This window comes from Pseudomonas sp. BN417 (assembly GCF_029871205.1).
Classification (GTDB): domain Bacteria; phylum Pseudomonadota; class Gammaproteobacteria; order Pseudomonadales; family Pseudomonadaceae; genus Metapseudomonas.
Map to the genome: position 1 here is coordinate 69,458 of NZ_SSOJ01000154.1, position 14,436 is coordinate 83,893.

11 protein-coding genes and 1 tRNA gene are annotated in these 14,436 nt (G+C 64.8%); all 12 read right to left on the reverse strand.

The features are described from left to right. Positions 1 to 167: 167 nt before the first annotated feature. The 12 genes from E8F11_RS25040 to E8F11_RS25095 all read right to left on the reverse strand — a co-directional run bounded on the left by E8F11_RS25040 (position 168) and on the right by E8F11_RS25095 (position 13,764). A tRNA-Ser gene (locus tag E8F11_RS25040) sits at positions 168 to 258 on the reverse strand. Between the two features lie 61 nt (positions 259 to 319). Beyond that, positions 320 to 505, reverse strand: a complete 186-nt coding sequence (csrA, locus tag E8F11_RS25045) for a carbon storage regulator CsrA (RefSeq protein WP_003085981.1) — start codon at positions 503 to 505, stop codon at positions 320 to 322. A gap of 187 nt (positions 506 to 692) precedes the next feature. Next, positions 693 to 1,928: an aspartate kinase gene (locus E8F11_RS25050; protein WP_280291615.1), complete on the reverse strand. Its 1,236-nt coding sequence runs from the start codon at positions 1,926 to 1,928 to the stop codon at positions 693 to 695. A 100-nt stretch (positions 1,929 to 2,028) separates the two neighbouring features. After that, positions 2,029 to 4,653 carry an alanine--tRNA ligase gene (gene alaS, locus E8F11_RS25055; RefSeq protein WP_280291616.1) on the reverse strand — a complete coding sequence of 875 codons (2,625 nt, stop codon included), beginning with the start codon at positions 4,651 to 4,653 and terminating at the stop codon, positions 2,029 to 2,031. Between the two features lie 270 nt (positions 4,654 to 4,923). Further along, entirely contained in the window at positions 4,924 to 5,922 is a 999-nt protein-coding gene (gene ltaE, locus E8F11_RS25060; RefSeq protein ID WP_280291617.1) for a low-specificity L-threonine aldolase, read from the reverse strand. Between the two features lie 216 nt (positions 5,923 to 6,138). Next, on the reverse strand, positions 6,139 to 7,137 hold the full coding sequence (gene astE, locus E8F11_RS25065) for a succinylglutamate desuccinylase (RefSeq protein ID WP_280291618.1): 999 nt from the start codon (positions 7,135 to 7,137) through the stop codon (positions 6,139 to 6,141). Positions 7,138 to 7,146: 9 nt separating this feature from the next. After that, positions 7,147 to 7,437 carry a topoisomerase II gene (locus E8F11_RS25070; protein ID WP_280291619.1) on the reverse strand — a complete coding sequence of 97 codons (291 nt, stop codon included), beginning with the start codon at positions 7,435 to 7,437 and terminating at the stop codon, positions 7,147 to 7,149. A 10-nt stretch (positions 7,438 to 7,447) separates the two neighbouring features. After that, entirely contained in the window at positions 7,448 to 8,794 is a 1,347-nt protein-coding gene (gene astB / locus E8F11_RS25075) for an N-succinylarginine dihydrolase (RefSeq protein ID WP_280291620.1), read from the reverse strand. Continuing rightward, positions 8,791 to 10,254: a succinylglutamate-semialdehyde dehydrogenase gene (astD, locus tag E8F11_RS25080; RefSeq protein ID WP_280291621.1), complete on the reverse strand. Its 1,464-nt coding sequence runs from the start codon at positions 10,252 to 10,254 to the stop codon at positions 8,791 to 8,793. Before astD ends, astB begins: the two co-directional genes overlap by 4 nt. Further along, positions 10,255 to 11,277: an arginine N-succinyltransferase gene (gene astA / locus E8F11_RS25085; protein ID WP_280291622.1), complete on the reverse strand. Its 1,023-nt coding sequence runs from the start codon at positions 11,275 to 11,277 to the stop codon at positions 10,255 to 10,257. It lies immediately after the preceding gene. A 99-nt stretch (positions 11,278 to 11,376) separates the two neighbouring features. Next, positions 11,377 to 12,393, reverse strand: coding sequence for an arginine/ornithine succinyltransferase subunit alpha (gene aruF / locus E8F11_RS25090; RefSeq protein ID WP_280291623.1), 1,017 nt, complete (start codon positions 12,391 to 12,393; stop codon positions 11,377 to 11,379). A 150-nt stretch (positions 12,394 to 12,543) separates the two neighbouring features. Beyond that, positions 12,544 to 13,764: an aspartate aminotransferase family protein gene (locus E8F11_RS25095; RefSeq protein WP_280291624.1), complete on the reverse strand. Its 1,221-nt coding sequence runs from the start codon at positions 13,762 to 13,764 to the stop codon at positions 12,544 to 12,546. Positions 13,765 to 14,436 lie beyond the last annotated feature (672 nt).

The following is a 14,436-nucleotide window of genomic DNA, read 5'->3' on the forward strand; positions in this document are numbered from 1 at the left end:
ATTCGAACCTCCGACCGCCCGGTTCGTAGCCGGGTACTCTATCCAGCTGAGCTATGAGTGCGTTGTGGGCGCGCATTATAGGGAAATTTCAGCCTTGGTCAACTACTTTTTCGATAAGTTTCAATAACTTAACGATCTAGCACCCAACCACCCTACAACACAAAATATGGCGGAGAAGGGGGGATTCGAACCCCCGACACCCTTTTGAGGTGTACTCCCTTAGCAGGGGAGCGCCTTCGGCCACTCGGCCACCTCTCCGCAACACGGGGCGCATGATATCCATGTTTTCCCCGTTTGCAAAGCAAAAAGTGCAGAAAAATTAGTGGTTTGGTTCTTGGTCTTTCTCTTTCTGGATGCGCTGGTAGATTTCCTCTCGGTGCACAGCTACCTCCTTGGGAGCATTCACTCCTATGCGCACCTGATTACCTTTCACGCCTAACACCGTCACAGTGACATCGTCACCCACCATCAGGGTCTCTCCGACCCGGCGAGTCAGAATCAGCATTCCTTTCTCCTTACGGATTCGTTTCGGGACAACAGTCTGCAAAAAAAGAAATGGTTACGGCCCCGGCACAGAACCGCCGCTGGAGCTTACACCCAAGTATTGACCAGCCCCGGCAAAAGGAAAGTTCCACCGTAGCGGCCAAAAACGACAAAAGGCGCGGGGTGAGCCGCGCCTTTTGCAATTTGCCTTACTCGCCCTGTCGATTCGGGGCGTCCAGCTCGAAGGCAGTGTGCAGTGCGCGCACCGCCAGCTCCAGGTACTTCTCTTCGATCACCACGGAAACCTTGATTTCCGAAGTGGAGATCATCTGGATATTGATGGTCTCCTTGGCCAGGGCTTCGAACATGCGGCTGGCGACGCCCGCGTGGGAGCGCATGCCGACGCCGACGATGGAAACCTTGGCGATCTTGGTGTCACCGATCACTTCGCGGGCGCCGATCTCGCTGGCGGTCTGCTCCAGCACGCGCTGGGCGTTCTGGTAGTCATTGCGGTGCACGGTGAAGGTGAAGTCGGTGGTGTTATCGTGCGCAACATTCTGCACGATCATGTCCACTTCTATATTGGCGGCACTGATCGGGCCCAGGATCTTGAAGGCCACGCCGGGGATGTCCGGCACGCCACGGATGGTCAGCTTGGCTTCGTCGCGATTGAAGGCGATGCCGGAGATGATCGGCTGTTCCATGGATTCCTCTTCATCAAGGGTAATGAGGGTGCCCGGACCCTCCTGGAAGCTGTGCAGCACGCGCAGCGGGACATTGTATTTGCCGGCGAACTCCACCGAGCGGATCTGCAGCACCTTGGAGCCGAGGCTGGCCATTTCCAGCATCTCTTCGAAGGTGATCTTGTCCAGGCGCTGGGCCTGGGGCACCACGCGCGGGTCGGTGGTGTAGACGCCATCTACATCGGTGTAGATCTGGCACTCGTCGGCCTTCAGCGCCGCCGCCAGGGCTACGCCCGTGGTGTCGGAGCCGCCACGGCCGAGAGTGGTGATGTTGCCGTGCTCATCCACGCCCTGGAAGCCGGCGACCACCACTACACGACCTGCCTTGAGGTCGGCACGGATTTTCTGGTCGTCGATCTGCAGGATGCGCGCCTTGTTGTGGGCGCTATCGGTGAGGATGCGCACCTGGTTGCCGGTGTAGGACACCGCCGGTACACCACGTTTGATCAGGGCCATGGACAGCAGGGCGATGGTCACCTGCTCGCCAGTGGACACCATCACATCCAGTTCGCGCGGTACCGGCTGCTCGCTGATCTGCTTGGCCAGATCGATCAGGCGGTTGGTTTCGCCGCTCATGGCGGAAACCACGACCACGATGTCATCGCCGCCTTCGCGGAACTTCTTCACCTTCTCGGCCACCTGCTCGATGCGTTCGACAGTGCCGACCGAGGTCCCCCCAAACTTCTGTACGATCAAAGCCATTTCAAAAGCCGCCTAATCCCGTGAAGGGCGCCCATTAAACAATCAACGCAGAACACTGCCAAGGCCCGCCGGGCGTGGGGCGGGCCAATGGCGGAGGGCTTTAGAGCCCCTGCTCGACGAACGGTACGGCCAGGGCCAGTGCCTGCTCCAGGGCCGCGGCGTCGGTACCGCCGCCACGGGCCATGTCAGGACGACCACCGCCCTTGCCACCGACCGCCGCCGCGGCCTGCTTCATCAGATCGCCGGCTTTGAGTTGGCCGGTCAGGTCCTGGGTGACGCCGGCGACCAGTGTCACCTTGCCCTCCAGCGCACCGCCGAGCAGGATCACCGCGCGGCCGAGCTTGTTCTTCAATTGATCGACCAGCGCCAGCAGCGCGTCGCCGTCCAGTCCATCCAGGCGCGCGGCCAGCACCTTCACGCCTTTCACTTCGATGGCGGAAGCGGCCAGGTCGTCGCCGGCGGCGCTGGCCGCCTTGGCCTTGAGCTGCTCCAGCTCTTTTTCCAGCTGGCGGTTGCGCTCCAGCAGGCCGGACAGCTTGTCCAGCAGGTTGTCGCGGCTGCCTTTCACCAGGCCCGCGGCTTCCTTGAGCTGCTCCTCGGCGCCATTCAGGTAGGCCAGCGCAGCCGCGCCGGTCACCGCCTCGATACGCCGTACGCCGGCGGCCACGCCACCTTCGCTGACGATCTTGAACAGGCCGATGTCGCCGGTGCGAGAGACGTGGGTGCCGCCGCAGAGTTCGACGGAGAAGCCGCCGCCCATGGTCAGCACGCGCACCTGCTCGCCGTATTTCTCGCCGAACAGCGCCGTGGCGCCCTTGGCCTTGGCGGTGTCGATATCGGTCTCTTCGGTCTCGACTTCGCTGTTATTGCGGATTTCCGCGTTGACGATGTCTTCCAGCTCTTTCAGCTGCTCGGGCTTTATGGCCTCGAAGTGGCTGAAGTCGAAGCGCAGGCGCTGGCTGTCCACCAGCGAGCCTTTCTGTTGTACGTGGTCACCCAGCACACGGCGCAGGGCGGCATGCAGCAGGTGGGTGGCCGAGTGGTTCAGGGCGGTGGCCTGGCGCACCGAGGCGTCGACCTGGGCGGTCACGCTGGCGCCGATGCGCAGGGTGCCATGGTCGACCACGCCGTGATGCAGGAATGCGCCGCCGGCCTTGGTGGTGTCACGCACGTCGAAACGCAGGCCCTGGGCTTTGATGAAACCGCAGTCGCCGATCTGGCCACCGGACTCGGCGTAGAAGGGGGTGCGGTCGAGGACCAGCACGCCCTCCTCGCCTTCGCCCAGCTGCTCGACGGCCTGGCCGTCCTTGAACAGGGCGATCACCTTGCCTTCGCCGGAGGTGCAGACGTAGCCGGTGAAGTCGGTATCGGCATCCACCTTGACCAGGGCGTTGTAGTCCATGCCGAAGGCGCTGGAGGCGCGGGCGCGCTCACGCTGGCCTTCCATCTCGCGCTCGAAGCCGGCTTCGTCGATGGTCAGGCCGCGCTCGCGGGCGATGTCGCCGGTCAGGTCGACGGGGAAACCGTAGGTGTCGTACAGCTTGAACAGGGTCTCGCCGGGGATCATCTTGCCCTTGAGGCCAACCAGGTCCTGCTCGAGGATCTTCAGGCCCTGCTCCAGGGTCTTGGCGAACTGCTCTTCCTCGGTCTTCAGCAAGCGCTCGATGTGCGCCTGCTGCTGCTTGAGCTCGGGGAAGGCTTCGCCCATCTCGGCCACCAGCGCGGCGACGATCTTGTGGAAGAAGCTGCCCTTGGCGCCCAGCTTGTTGCCATGACGGCAGGCGCGACGAATGATGCGGCGCAGCACGTAGCCACGGCCTTCGTTGGACGGCACCACGCCGTCGGCGATCAGGAAGCTGCAAGAACGGATGTGGTCGGCGACCACCTTCAGCGACGGGGCGTCGTCGTTGGCGCAGCCGATGGCCTCGGCAGACGCTTTAAGCAGGCTCTGGAACAGGTCGATCTCGTAGTTCGAGTGCACGTGCTGCAGCACGGCGCTGATGCGCTCAAGGCCCATGCCGGTATCCACGCTCGGCGCCGGCAGCGGGTGCATCACGCCGTCGGCGGTACGGTTGAACTGCATGAACACGTTGTTCCAGATCTCGATGTAGCGGTCGCCATCCTCTTCCGGGGAACCGGGCGGGCCACCCCAGATGTCCGGGCCGTGGTCGAAGAAGATCTCGGTGCAAGGGCCGCAGGGGCCGGTATCGCCCATGGCCCAGAAATTGTCGGACGCATAGGGGGCGCCCTTGTTGTCGCCGATGCGCACCATGCGCTCGTGGGGAATCCCGACTTCCTTGGTCCAGATGTCGTAGGCCTCGTCGTCGGAGGCGTAGACGGTGACCCAGAGCTTGTCCTTCGGCAGTTTCAGCCACTTGTCACCGGTGAGGAATTCCCAGGCGTAGTGGATGGCATCGCGCTTGAAATAGTCGCCGAAGCTGAAGTTGCCCAGCATCTCGAAGAAAGTGTGGTGGCGCGCGGTGTAGCCGACGTTTTCCAGGTCGTTGTGCTTGCCGCCGGCGCGTACGCATTTCTGGCTGGTGGTGGCGCGGGTGTAGGCGCGCTTCTCCAGGCCAAGGAAGCAGTCCTTGAACTGGTTCATCCCCGCGTTGGTGAACAGCAGGGTCGGGTCGTTGCCCGGAATCAGGGAGCTGGAAGCGACACGGGTATGCCCCTTCTCTTCGAAGAAGCTGAGGAAGGCTTCACGGATTTCTGCGCTTTTCATAGGTTCTTCCACGGAAACTGCGGCCACGAAGGCGGGTGCAAATCGTTATCGGCGAAGGACGGCAAGCGTGAATTGGCAAGAAGGCGGCAGGTTCACCGAGATAAACCGGCATTCCCTACCTGTTCCCGACATTGCACGCGAGGTTCGCAGTCGTCTGGCGACGCGCGTACGAATCACCGGCAAAGGGCCGCATTATATCGGCCCTGCGCGAACGGGATAGTCTCTTTGTGCGATAGATGCCGGCTATTTGTACGAGTCGGCACCCCAGCGCTAGCGGAATGCGGCGAAAGCCTCGATCACCCGGGGAACATCGGCGGCCTGCACGTCGAGGTGGGTCACCAGGCGCAGGCGCGCCGCCGGGCTCACGCGAATCCCGCGGCCGGCGAGGAAGTCGCCCAGGGCACGGGCCCGTTCGCCGATCTGCACATAGACCATGTTGGTCTGCACCGGCTCGATCTCGAAGCCCAGTTCCCGCAGCCCGGCACCGAGGCGCTCGGCATTGGCGTGGTCCTCGGCCAGGCGCTCGACCTGGTGGTCCAGCGCGTAAAGGCCCGCCGCCGCCAGCAGGCCGGCCTGGCGCATGCCACCGCCGACCATCTTGCGCAGGCGCCGGGCCTTGGCGATCAACACCGCGCTGCCGCACAGCACCGAGCCCACAGGCGCGCCCAGCCCCTTGGACAGGCAGACCGAAACCGAGTCGAAATGCCGGGTGATCTCGCGGGCGTCCACCTTGAGCTTTACTGCCGCGTTGTACAGCCGGGCGCCGTCCAGGTGCAGGCCCAGGACACGGCGGCGGGTCAGTTCGCGGGCTGCCGCCAGGTAGTCCAGCGGCAGCACCTTGCCCTGCATGGTGTTTTCCAGGGCCAGCAGGCGCGTGCGGGCGAAGTGGAAGTCGTCTTGCTTGATGGCGGCCTCCACCCTGCCGAGATCCAGGCTGCCGTCGGCCTCGCCCTCGATGGGCTGCGGCTGGATGGAGCCGAGCACGGCGGCGCCGCCGCCCTCGTACTTATAGGTGTGGGCCTGCTGCCCGACTATGTATTCGTCGCCACGTTCGCAATGCGCCATCAGCCCCAGCAGGTTGCTCATGGTGCCGGTGGGCACGAAGAGCGCGGCCTCGAAGCCGAGACGCTCGGCAAGGTTGGCTTCCAGGCGGTTGACCGTGGGGTCCTCGCCATAGACGTCGTCGCCCAGCTCCGCGCGCTGCATGGCCTCGCGCATGCCGGGGGTGGGTTGGGTGACGGTGTCGCTGCGCAGGTCGATCAGGCTCATGCCAGGCTCCTTGGATGGGCGAAGAGCCCGATCCTAAGGCCCGACGCCGCGCGGGTACAGGTACAGAAAGGGGAAAAGGAAGGTGCTCGTTGCCGACGATCACCGGCCGACGCACGAGCCAGCCTAGGGGGATAACGCTTTTCTATCCACCTTCCGTCGCCAGGCCCGACTCCGCTTGGTCCAACCTACAGCCCACGAACTCGAATCAGACGCGGGCTAGACCTCGGCGGGCACCACGAGAATGCCCGCGCGCAGACCGCTCTTCACCCTGGGATTGGGGAAGATGATCCGCGCGCCCTGCTCTTCCACCACCCAGCGGGTGCCGGCGATATCCTCGGCCAGCAGATAGCCCACCGGCAGCTCGCTGAAGTTCTCGATGTCCGGGGCCAGGTGCAGCAGGAACGACTCGCTGTGCTTGATGATTTCCCGCGCCACGGAGAACAGTTGCAGGCCGTCCAGGGCGTTGCCGTCGAGTTCCGGCTCGCGCCCCTCTATCAGGCTGTGCAAGCGCGACTCCAGGCGATCGAGATTGACCTCCTGGTTGCTGCCGAAGGGCCGCGCCTTGCCCAGTTCGAGGGTGAAGGCCTCGGCTTCCAGCTGGGCGTAGGTGTAGGAGCTGAAGGTGATGCCGGTCTTGTTCTGCAACAACACGGCGTCAATGCCAGCCGCGCGCAGGCGCGCCAGTTCCAGGCGCGAGTGCTCGCGGCCCTCGACATAGGGATAGAGGGCGAACTGCTCGATCTTCGAGCCACGGATGGCGGTGTGCAGGTCGTAATGCAGCCGGGCACGGCCGGACTTGCTGAAGAAGGCCGCGGCATAGCGCTCCAACTCGCTGGCGCGCATGGCTTCGAAGCCGCTGGATTCGGCGTGGCGGCCGTTGAACAGGCGATTGACGTCCTGCTCGACATAGCGTTCGCCACGACGGATGGCCTCAGGGTTGCCGAACAGGAAAAGAATTCTGGCGCGCGGTTTCAACTGGCCGCGCGCGATGCCCTGGATCAGGCGATCCAGCAGCTCTATGGGTGCGGTCTCGTTGCCATGCACCCCGGCCGAAAGCAGCAGGTCGAGCCCGCTGTCTTCGGCGGCGGGCGGGGTGACGTCCAGCGCCCCCTCGCCCAGCCAGTGCAGGCGCACGCCCCCGGATGTCAGCTGGATCTTCTCGGTCGGCTCGCGGCCGGCGAGGGTCAGTTCGAGCAGTTTTCCGAGGGCTAGCATCCTGTTACCTCAATGATCGTGGTCGCAGTCGGGACCATGTACATGGTCGTCGTCATCAGCGGCGTCGGCCGGTTCCATCTCCAGTTGCAGGCTGACCAGGTTGGTGGCCAGCGGGCGCAGCAGCAGGTTGGCGTACTCGGTATCGCCCTCCTCCACGTCCACGCCGATCAGCAACTGGCCGTTGCCGGCCTGCTGGATCCAGACTTCCTTGCCCTGCCAGACGACGGCGAACCGGGTGCAAGAGGTTTCGAGCTGGGTGCCGTCGGTATCTTCGAGGATGAGTTGCAGGGCATCGGTCATTTCAGGACTCTCAATTGAGCTGGAAGGGATAAACAGCGCCCAGTTTAAGGATCTGCGTCAGTTCATCCAATGCCGTCCGGCACTCGACCAGCAATTGCGGGTCGGCCAGGTCGCTTTCGCTGAGGCGGTCGCGGTAGTGCTTCTCGACCCAGGCGGTCAGGGTGGCGTATAGCGCGGGGGACATGATCACACCCGGATTCACCGCCGCCAGCTCGTCCTCCTTCAGCGCCACACGCAGGCGCAGGCAAGCCGGCCCACCGCCGTTCTGCATGCTCTGCTTGAGGTCGAACACCTTCACTTCACGGATCGGCCCCTGGCCCGAGGTGAGTTCGTTCAGGTAGTTCCAGACGTTGGCGTTGCCGCGGCACTCTTCCGGCACGATCAGCAGCATGCTGCCGTCGTCGCGGCTGAGCAGCTGGCTGTTGAACAGGTAGGAACGCACTGCGTCCTCCACGCCCACCGCACTGCGCGGCACGCGTACCGCCTGGAAGCGGCCGCCGCGGCGGCCCAGCTTGCCGTCCAGCTCGGCGAGGACCTTGTCGGTCTCGAGGAAGGCGTCCTCGTGGTAGAACAGCACCTCGCCGTTGCCCACCGAAATCACGTCGTTGTGGAACACACCCTGGTCGATCACCGCCGGGTTCTGTTGAGCGTAGACCACACCCTCGGCGCCAAGGCCGTGCAAGCGAGCGACCGCCTGGCAGGCTTCCAGGGTCTGTCGCGCCGGATAGCGCTGCGGAGACGGGAAGCGAGCGTCGAACGCGCTGCGGCCGAACACGAAGAACTCCACGCCGGCATCGCCATAACCCTTGCAGAAACGGGTGTGGTTGGCCGCGCCTTCGTCACCGAACTGCCCCACCGCCGGCAGCGCGGCATGGTGGGCGAAGAACTTGTCGTTGGCGAACATGGCGCCCAGCACGCGGCTGGTGGTCGGATGCTCGATCGAGCGGTGGAACTTGCAGTTCAGGTTGGCGGCGGTGAAATGCACGCGGCCGTCCGTGGTGTCGGCGCTGGGGCTGACGGTGCAGGAGTTGGCGGTCCACATGCTCGAGGCCGAGCTGCAGGCGGCCAGCAGCGGCATGGCTTCCTTGGCGGCCTGGGCAATGACCTCGGCATCGCTGCCGGAGAAGCCCAGGCCGCGCAGGGCGGCGACGTCCTGGCGCTCCTGCGGGGCGAACACGCCCTGCTTGAAGCCCATCTCCATCAGCGCCTTCATCTTGCCCAGGCCCTGCAGTGCAGCTTCCTTCGGGTTGGAGACCGCCTGGCTGTTGCTCTGCGAGGCAACGTTACCGTAGGACAGGCCACCGTAGTTGTGGGTCGGGCCGACCAGTCCGTCGAAGTTCACTTCATAGGCGTTCACAAGCTGACTCCTGGAGTAAGGGTTGCAGGCAGGGCAAGGGTTTCGCTTTCCAGCGAGGCCACCGGATAGGCACAGTAGTCCGCGGCATAGTAGGCACTGGCGCGGTGGTTGCCGGAGGAGCCGACACCACCGAAGGGCGCGCTGCTGGCGGCGCCGGTCAGTTGCTTGTTCCAGTTGACGATGCCGGCACGGCTTTCGATGAGGAATTGCTGGTAGCGCTCGGCCGAATCCGACAGCAGGCCGGCAGCCAGGCCGTACTGGGTGGCGTTGGCCTCGGCTATCGCGGCATCGAAGTCGCTGTAGCGGATCACCTGCAGCAGCGGACCGAAGAACTCCTCATCCGGGCGGTCGGCCACGGCGCTGACGTCGAGAATACCGGGCGTGAGCAGCGCGGCATCGGCCTTGGGCTGAGTCATGGCCAGCAGCGCCTTGGCGCCCTTGGCAATCAGTTGCTGCTGGGCCTGCATCAGGTGCTGCGCCGCGGCCAGGGAAATCACCGAGCCCATGAAGGGTGCGGGCTGGGCGTCGAAGGCGCCGACCTTGATGGTACTGGCGACTGCCACCAGCCGCGCCAGCAGGGCATCGCCCCAGACGCCTTCCGGCACCAGCAGGCGGCGGGCGCAGGTGCAGCGCTGGCCGGCGGAAATGAAGGCCGACTGGATGATGGTGTAGACCGCGGCGTCCACATCCTGGACCTGATCCACCACCAGCGGGTTGTTGCCGCCCATCTCCAGCGCCAGGATCTTGTCCGGACGGCCGGCGAACTGCTGGTGCAGCAGGTTGCCGGTGCGGCTGGAGCCGGTGAAGAACAGGCCATCGATACCCGGGTTGCCGGCCAGGGCGACGCCGGTTTCGCGGGCCCCTTGCAGCAGGTTGAGCACGCCGGCCGGCAAGCCGGCCTCGATCCAGCATTTCACCGTCAGCTCGGCGACCTTGGGGGTCAGCTCGCTGGGCTTGAAGATCACCGCGTTGCCGGCCAGCAGCGCCGGCACGATATGGCCATTGGGCAGGTGGCCGGGGAAGTTGTACGGGCCGAACACCGCCACCACGCCATGGGGCTTGTGGCGCAGCACCGCGGTGGCGTCGGCCAGGGGGCCGCTCTTCTCGCCGGTGCGTTCGCGGTAGCTCTGGATGGAGATGGCGACCTTGTTGACCATGCTGGTCACTTCGGTAGCCGATTCCCACAGGGGCTTGCCGGTTTCCTCGCCAATGCAGCGGGCCAGTTCGTCGGCATGGCTGCGCAGGGTCACGGCGAACTGTTCGAGGATGCCGATGCGCTCCTCCAGCGGGCGACGGGCCCAGGCCGGGAAGGCCGCGCGGGCGGCTTTTACCGCTTCGTCCACCTGGGCTGCAGTGGCGCCACGGCCGGACCAGACGACCGCCTGGGTCACCGGGTTCAGCGACTCGAACGCCTCGCCCTGCCCTGCCTGCCAGTTACCTGCAATGAAATGGGTGCTCATTTATACGGACTCCTTGGCCGACAGCGGCACGGCGCGTACGGAGGCGCCGGCGGAGAGTTTCAGGCGTTTGGCCGTCAGCGCGTCGACCACCAGGGTGCCGGCGGCCAAGCGGGCCGGCGCAGCGGTGATGCGGCAGTCTTCGCGCTTGCGGTTGTGGATCAGGAATGGCGTTGCGTCCCCGCCCGGGGTGCCGACGGCCAGGACCAGGCTCTGACTGTCGCGCACGGCGCGGATCTTCGCCGTCTCGCACTCGATGGCCGGGCCTGCGTCGAAGATGTCGACGTAGCCCTGATAGCTGAAGCCTTCGCCCTTGAGCATGGCCAGGGCCGGCTCGGTATCGGTGTGCACGCGGCCTATGACCTCGCGCGCCGCCTCCGACAGAAAGCAGGTGTAGAGCGGGAACTTGGGCATCAGCTCGGCGATGAAGGCCTTGTTGCCGACGCCGGTGAGGTAGTCGGCGCGGGAGAACTCCATCTTGAAGAAGTGCCGGCCCAGGCTATCCCAGAAGGGCGAAACGCCGTTCTGGTCGGACATGCCGCGCATCTCGGCGATGACCTTGCCGCCGAACAGTTCGGGGAACTCGGCGATGAACATGAAGCGCGCCTTGGACAGCAGCCGGCCATTCAGGCCGCTGCGGTGACCGGAATGAAGGAACAGCGAGCAGAGCTCGGAGTTGCCGGTCAGGTCGTTGGCCAGGAACAGGGTGGGAATCTGCCTGTGGATGTGCAGCTCCTGGGAGGCGCTGACGGTCAGGCCGACCCGGTAGTTGTACCAGGGCTCGCGCAGGCCCACCGCGCCGGCCACGGCGGAAATGCCGATGACGGTGCCGTCGTCGTCCTCGAGGACGAACAGGTAGTCCGCGTCGGCGCGCTCGGCCTCGCCACGGAATGCCTTCTCCGCCCAGCCGACGCGATGCGCCAGGCGCTCTTCATTGGCCGGCAAGGTAGTCAGGCCTGCGCCAGTGCTGCGCGCCAGGTCGATCAGGGCCGGCAAGTCGGCGCTGCGTACGGGACGAACGATCATAGAACCTCCGGTTCGGCTTCAGGCCGCAGGCGCCAGGCCCCAGGCGAAAGCCGTAATTCTCTGCCTGCAGCCTGCCGCTTGCAGGCTGCAACCCAATGCTTAAACCGCGACCAGGCGGACGCTGGCACCCTCGCCGACGCCCAGGGCTTCGGCGGTGTCTTCGTCGAGCACCACGGGCTTGCCGGGCACCCAATCCAGCTCCGCGACCAGGGCGCGGAAGTCCTGCAGCTGGCCGTTGCACACCAGGTACTGGCGGCCGCCCTTGCCCTGGTCACCAAGCTTGACCGGCACCATGCGGCTCTGGGCGATGGAGCGGATGCTCGAGGTGCGCGCGTGCAGGGTCGGACCGCCATCGAAGATGTCGATGTAGTTGTCGGTCTCGAAGCCTTCGCGCATCAGGATGTCGAAGGTGATCTGCGCCCGCGGGTGCACCTGGCCCATGGATTCCTGGGCGGCGTCCGGCAGCAGCGGCACGTAGATCGGGTAATGCGGCATCAGCTCGGCGAGGAAGGTGCGGCTCTTCAGGCCGGACAGGCGCTCCGCCTCGGTGTAGTTGAGGTCGAAGAAGTTGCGCCCCACCGCATCCCAGAAGGGCGACTCGCCCTGCTCGTCGCTGTAACCGACGATCTCCACTACCACGGCATCGGCGAAGCGTTCCGGGTGGCTGGCCATGAACAACAGGCGGGCGCGGGAATTGAGCTCGGCGATGGGGGTGTTCACCAGGTCGCGCTGGACGTAGAAGCTGGTCAGCAGGCTGTTGCCGGTGAGGTCATGGCAAAGCGACAGGACGTGGATCTTGTTGTGGATCGCAAGCGACCGCGAGGCATGCACGAAGGTCTCGTTGCGGAAGCTGTAGAAAGGTTCGGAGAAACCGGCGGAGGCGACTATCGCCGAGCAGCCGGCCAGGCGGCCGGTCTCGCTGTCTTCGAGGACGAAGAAGTAGCTCTCCTCGCCATTGAAGCTCACCTCGGCGGAGAAGGACGCCTCGGAGGCGCCGATCTTCTCACCCAGCACCTGGGCGTCGTCCGGCAACGAAGTGACACCCACGGGGCTATCCGCGGCCAGACGCTGGACTTCAGCGAGGTCGGCCATTTGCGCGGGGCGCATCACCAGCATGGGGTCACTCCTTTTCTTGTTAAAAGCTCCAGACGAACCGCTCGATCCGTCCGGAGAAAGCCGGGCCCCGATGGCCCGCGCTCACGCATGAATCCGTTTCATCCCTGGGTCGTACGCGCAGCGCGTCCTTGCACTGCGTGCCGCTGTGGCTTACGCCTGGGTCAGCTTGGCCACGGCGCGCTCGAAGCGGTCCAGGCCTTCGTCGATGTCCGCATCCGGGATCACCAGGCTGGGCGCGAAGCGCACCACGTCCGGGCTGGCTTGCAGGACCATTACCGCTTCCTTCTCGGCAGCGTTCAGCACGTCTTTCGCCTTGCCCTTCCAGGCTTCGGAAAGTACGGCGCCGATCAGCAGGCCAAGGCCGCGAACTTCAGTGAAGATGCCGTACTTGTCACCGATCGCCTCGAGGCGGGCCTTGAACCGGTCATGCTTGGCATTGATGCCACTGAGCACTTCCGGGGTGTTGATCACGTCCAGCACGGCTTCAGCCACGGCGCTGGCCAGCGGGTTGCCGCCGTAAGTGGTGCCATGAGTGCCCACCGAGAGATGCTTGGCGATCTCGCTGGTGGTCAGCATCGCGCCGATCGGGAAACCGCCACCCAGGCTCTTGGCGCTGGAGAGGATGTCCGGGGTCACGCCGTAGTGCTCGTAGGCGAACAGGTAGCCACTACGGCCCATGCCGCTCTGCACCTCGTCGAACACCAGCAACGCGTTGTGTTCGTCGCACAGCTTGCGGGCGCCTTCCAGGTAGGCCTTGTCCGCCGGCAGCACGCCGCCCTCGCCCTGCACAGGTTCCAGGACCACGGCGCAGGTCTTGTCGGAGATGGCCGCCTTCAGGGCTTCCAGGTCGTTGAAGGGCACATGGGTGATGCCTTCCATCTTCGGACCGAAGCCATCGGAGTATTTCGGCTGGCCGCCGACGGTCACGGTGAACAGGGTGCGGCCGTGGAAGCTGTTGGTGGCCGAGATGATCTCGTGCTTCTGCGGGCCATAGACGTCGTGTGCATAACGGCGGGCCAACTTGAAAGCCGCCTCGTTGGCCTCGGCGCCGGAGTTGGCGAGGAACACGCGCTCGGCGAAGGTGGCGTCCACCAGCTTCTTGGCCAGGCGCAGGGCCGGCTCGTTGGTGAACACGTTGGACACGTGCCAGATCTTGTTGGCCTGCTCGGTGAGCGCCTTGACCAGCGCCGGGTGCGCATGGCCCAGGGAGTTCACGGCGATGCCGCCGGCAAAGTCGATCAACTCGCGACCGGACTGGTCCCAGACTCGGGAACCCTGGCCTCGCACCGGAATGAAAGCGGCGGGGGCATAGTTGGGAACCATCACCTTGTCGAAATCGGCGCGCTCGACCTGCGCATGCTCAACGGACATCAGTTTCTCCTGCCATGAACGGCTAGTGATGAAAGGATTGTAGGGACTGATTCGGGGTTGGCATTGCCGCCATGCGACAACTTCTTACAGCGCCAACCCCACGAAAACCGGCGCTTATGGAAATGCGACAGAAAGCGTCGGGAAGGCGCAGTTTAAACGCTGATCGCCACTGCCAGGCACGCGCGGGGAAAATTTCTCCACGGGGTGACTGGCGGGTATTCACGCATGAGGGGATTGGGAAACCTGTGGGGGCGAATTCATTCGCTATGGGCAGCGCAGCTGCCCCATTGGAATCCGAAAGGCAGGCCTGCGGCCTGCCTAGCGAATGAATTGGCTATGTCTACGTTAGCTGTTGTAGAACCGAATAGAAGCGTCTAGCACGGACCTTTCAGACCTGCGCACCTGCCGACACATCCCTCTCCCCCGGCCCCCGCCCTGCGCCCCAGCCTGAGCGCTGCGCGCTCAGTCGCTCATCGGCACCGGAAGCGGTGCTTCCGACAGCGTGCCTCTTCGCCCCGGAGGGCGAGGGGTGACTCGCGCCTGACAGGGCGCAGCAATCCCGACGCCCGGTCATTGCCTGAACCTGTGCAGCAGAGGTGGGGCAGCGATTCTGCCCCGTCAGCAGGCCGAGCGGAAGCGTTGCGCAGGGGGACGAGCGGCATGGATGCCGCG

Coding starts and splice junctions, on each gene's coding strand:
- astE (WP_280291618.1), bottom strand. CDS start 7,137: ATGCTAGCCCTCGGAAAACTGCTCGAACTGACCCTCGCCGGCCGCGAG.
- astA (WP_280291622.1), bottom strand. CDS start 11,277: ATGATCGTTCGTCCCGTACGCAGCGCCGACTTGCCGGCCCTGATCGAC.
- alaS (WP_280291616.1), bottom strand. CDS start 4,653: ATGAAAAGCGCAGAAATCCGTGAAGCCTTCCTCAGCTTCTTCGAAGAG.
- ltaE (WP_280291617.1), bottom strand. CDS start 5,922: ATGAGCCTGATCGACCTGCGCAGCGACACCGTCACCCAACCCACCCCC.
- E8F11_RS25050 (WP_280291615.1), bottom strand. CDS start 1,928: ATGGCTTTGATCGTACAGAAGTTTGGGGGGACCTCGGTCGGCACTGTC.
- astD (WP_280291621.1), bottom strand. CDS start 10,254: ATGAGCACCCATTTCATTGCAGGTAACTGGCAGGCAGGGCAGGGCGAG.
- aruF (WP_280291623.1), bottom strand. CDS start 12,393: ATGCTGGTGATGCGCCCCGCGCAAATGGCCGACCTCGCTGAAGTCCAG.
- E8F11_RS25095 (WP_280291624.1), bottom strand. CDS start 13,764: ATGTCCGTTGAGCATGCGCAGGTCGAGCGCGCCGATTTCGACAAGGTG.
- E8F11_RS25070 (WP_280291619.1), bottom strand. CDS start 7,437: ATGACCGATGCCCTGCAACTCATCCTCGAAGATACCGACGGCACCCAG.
- csrA (WP_003085981.1), bottom strand. CDS start 505: ATGCTGATTCTGACTCGCCGGGTCGGAGAGACCCTGATGGTGGGTGAC.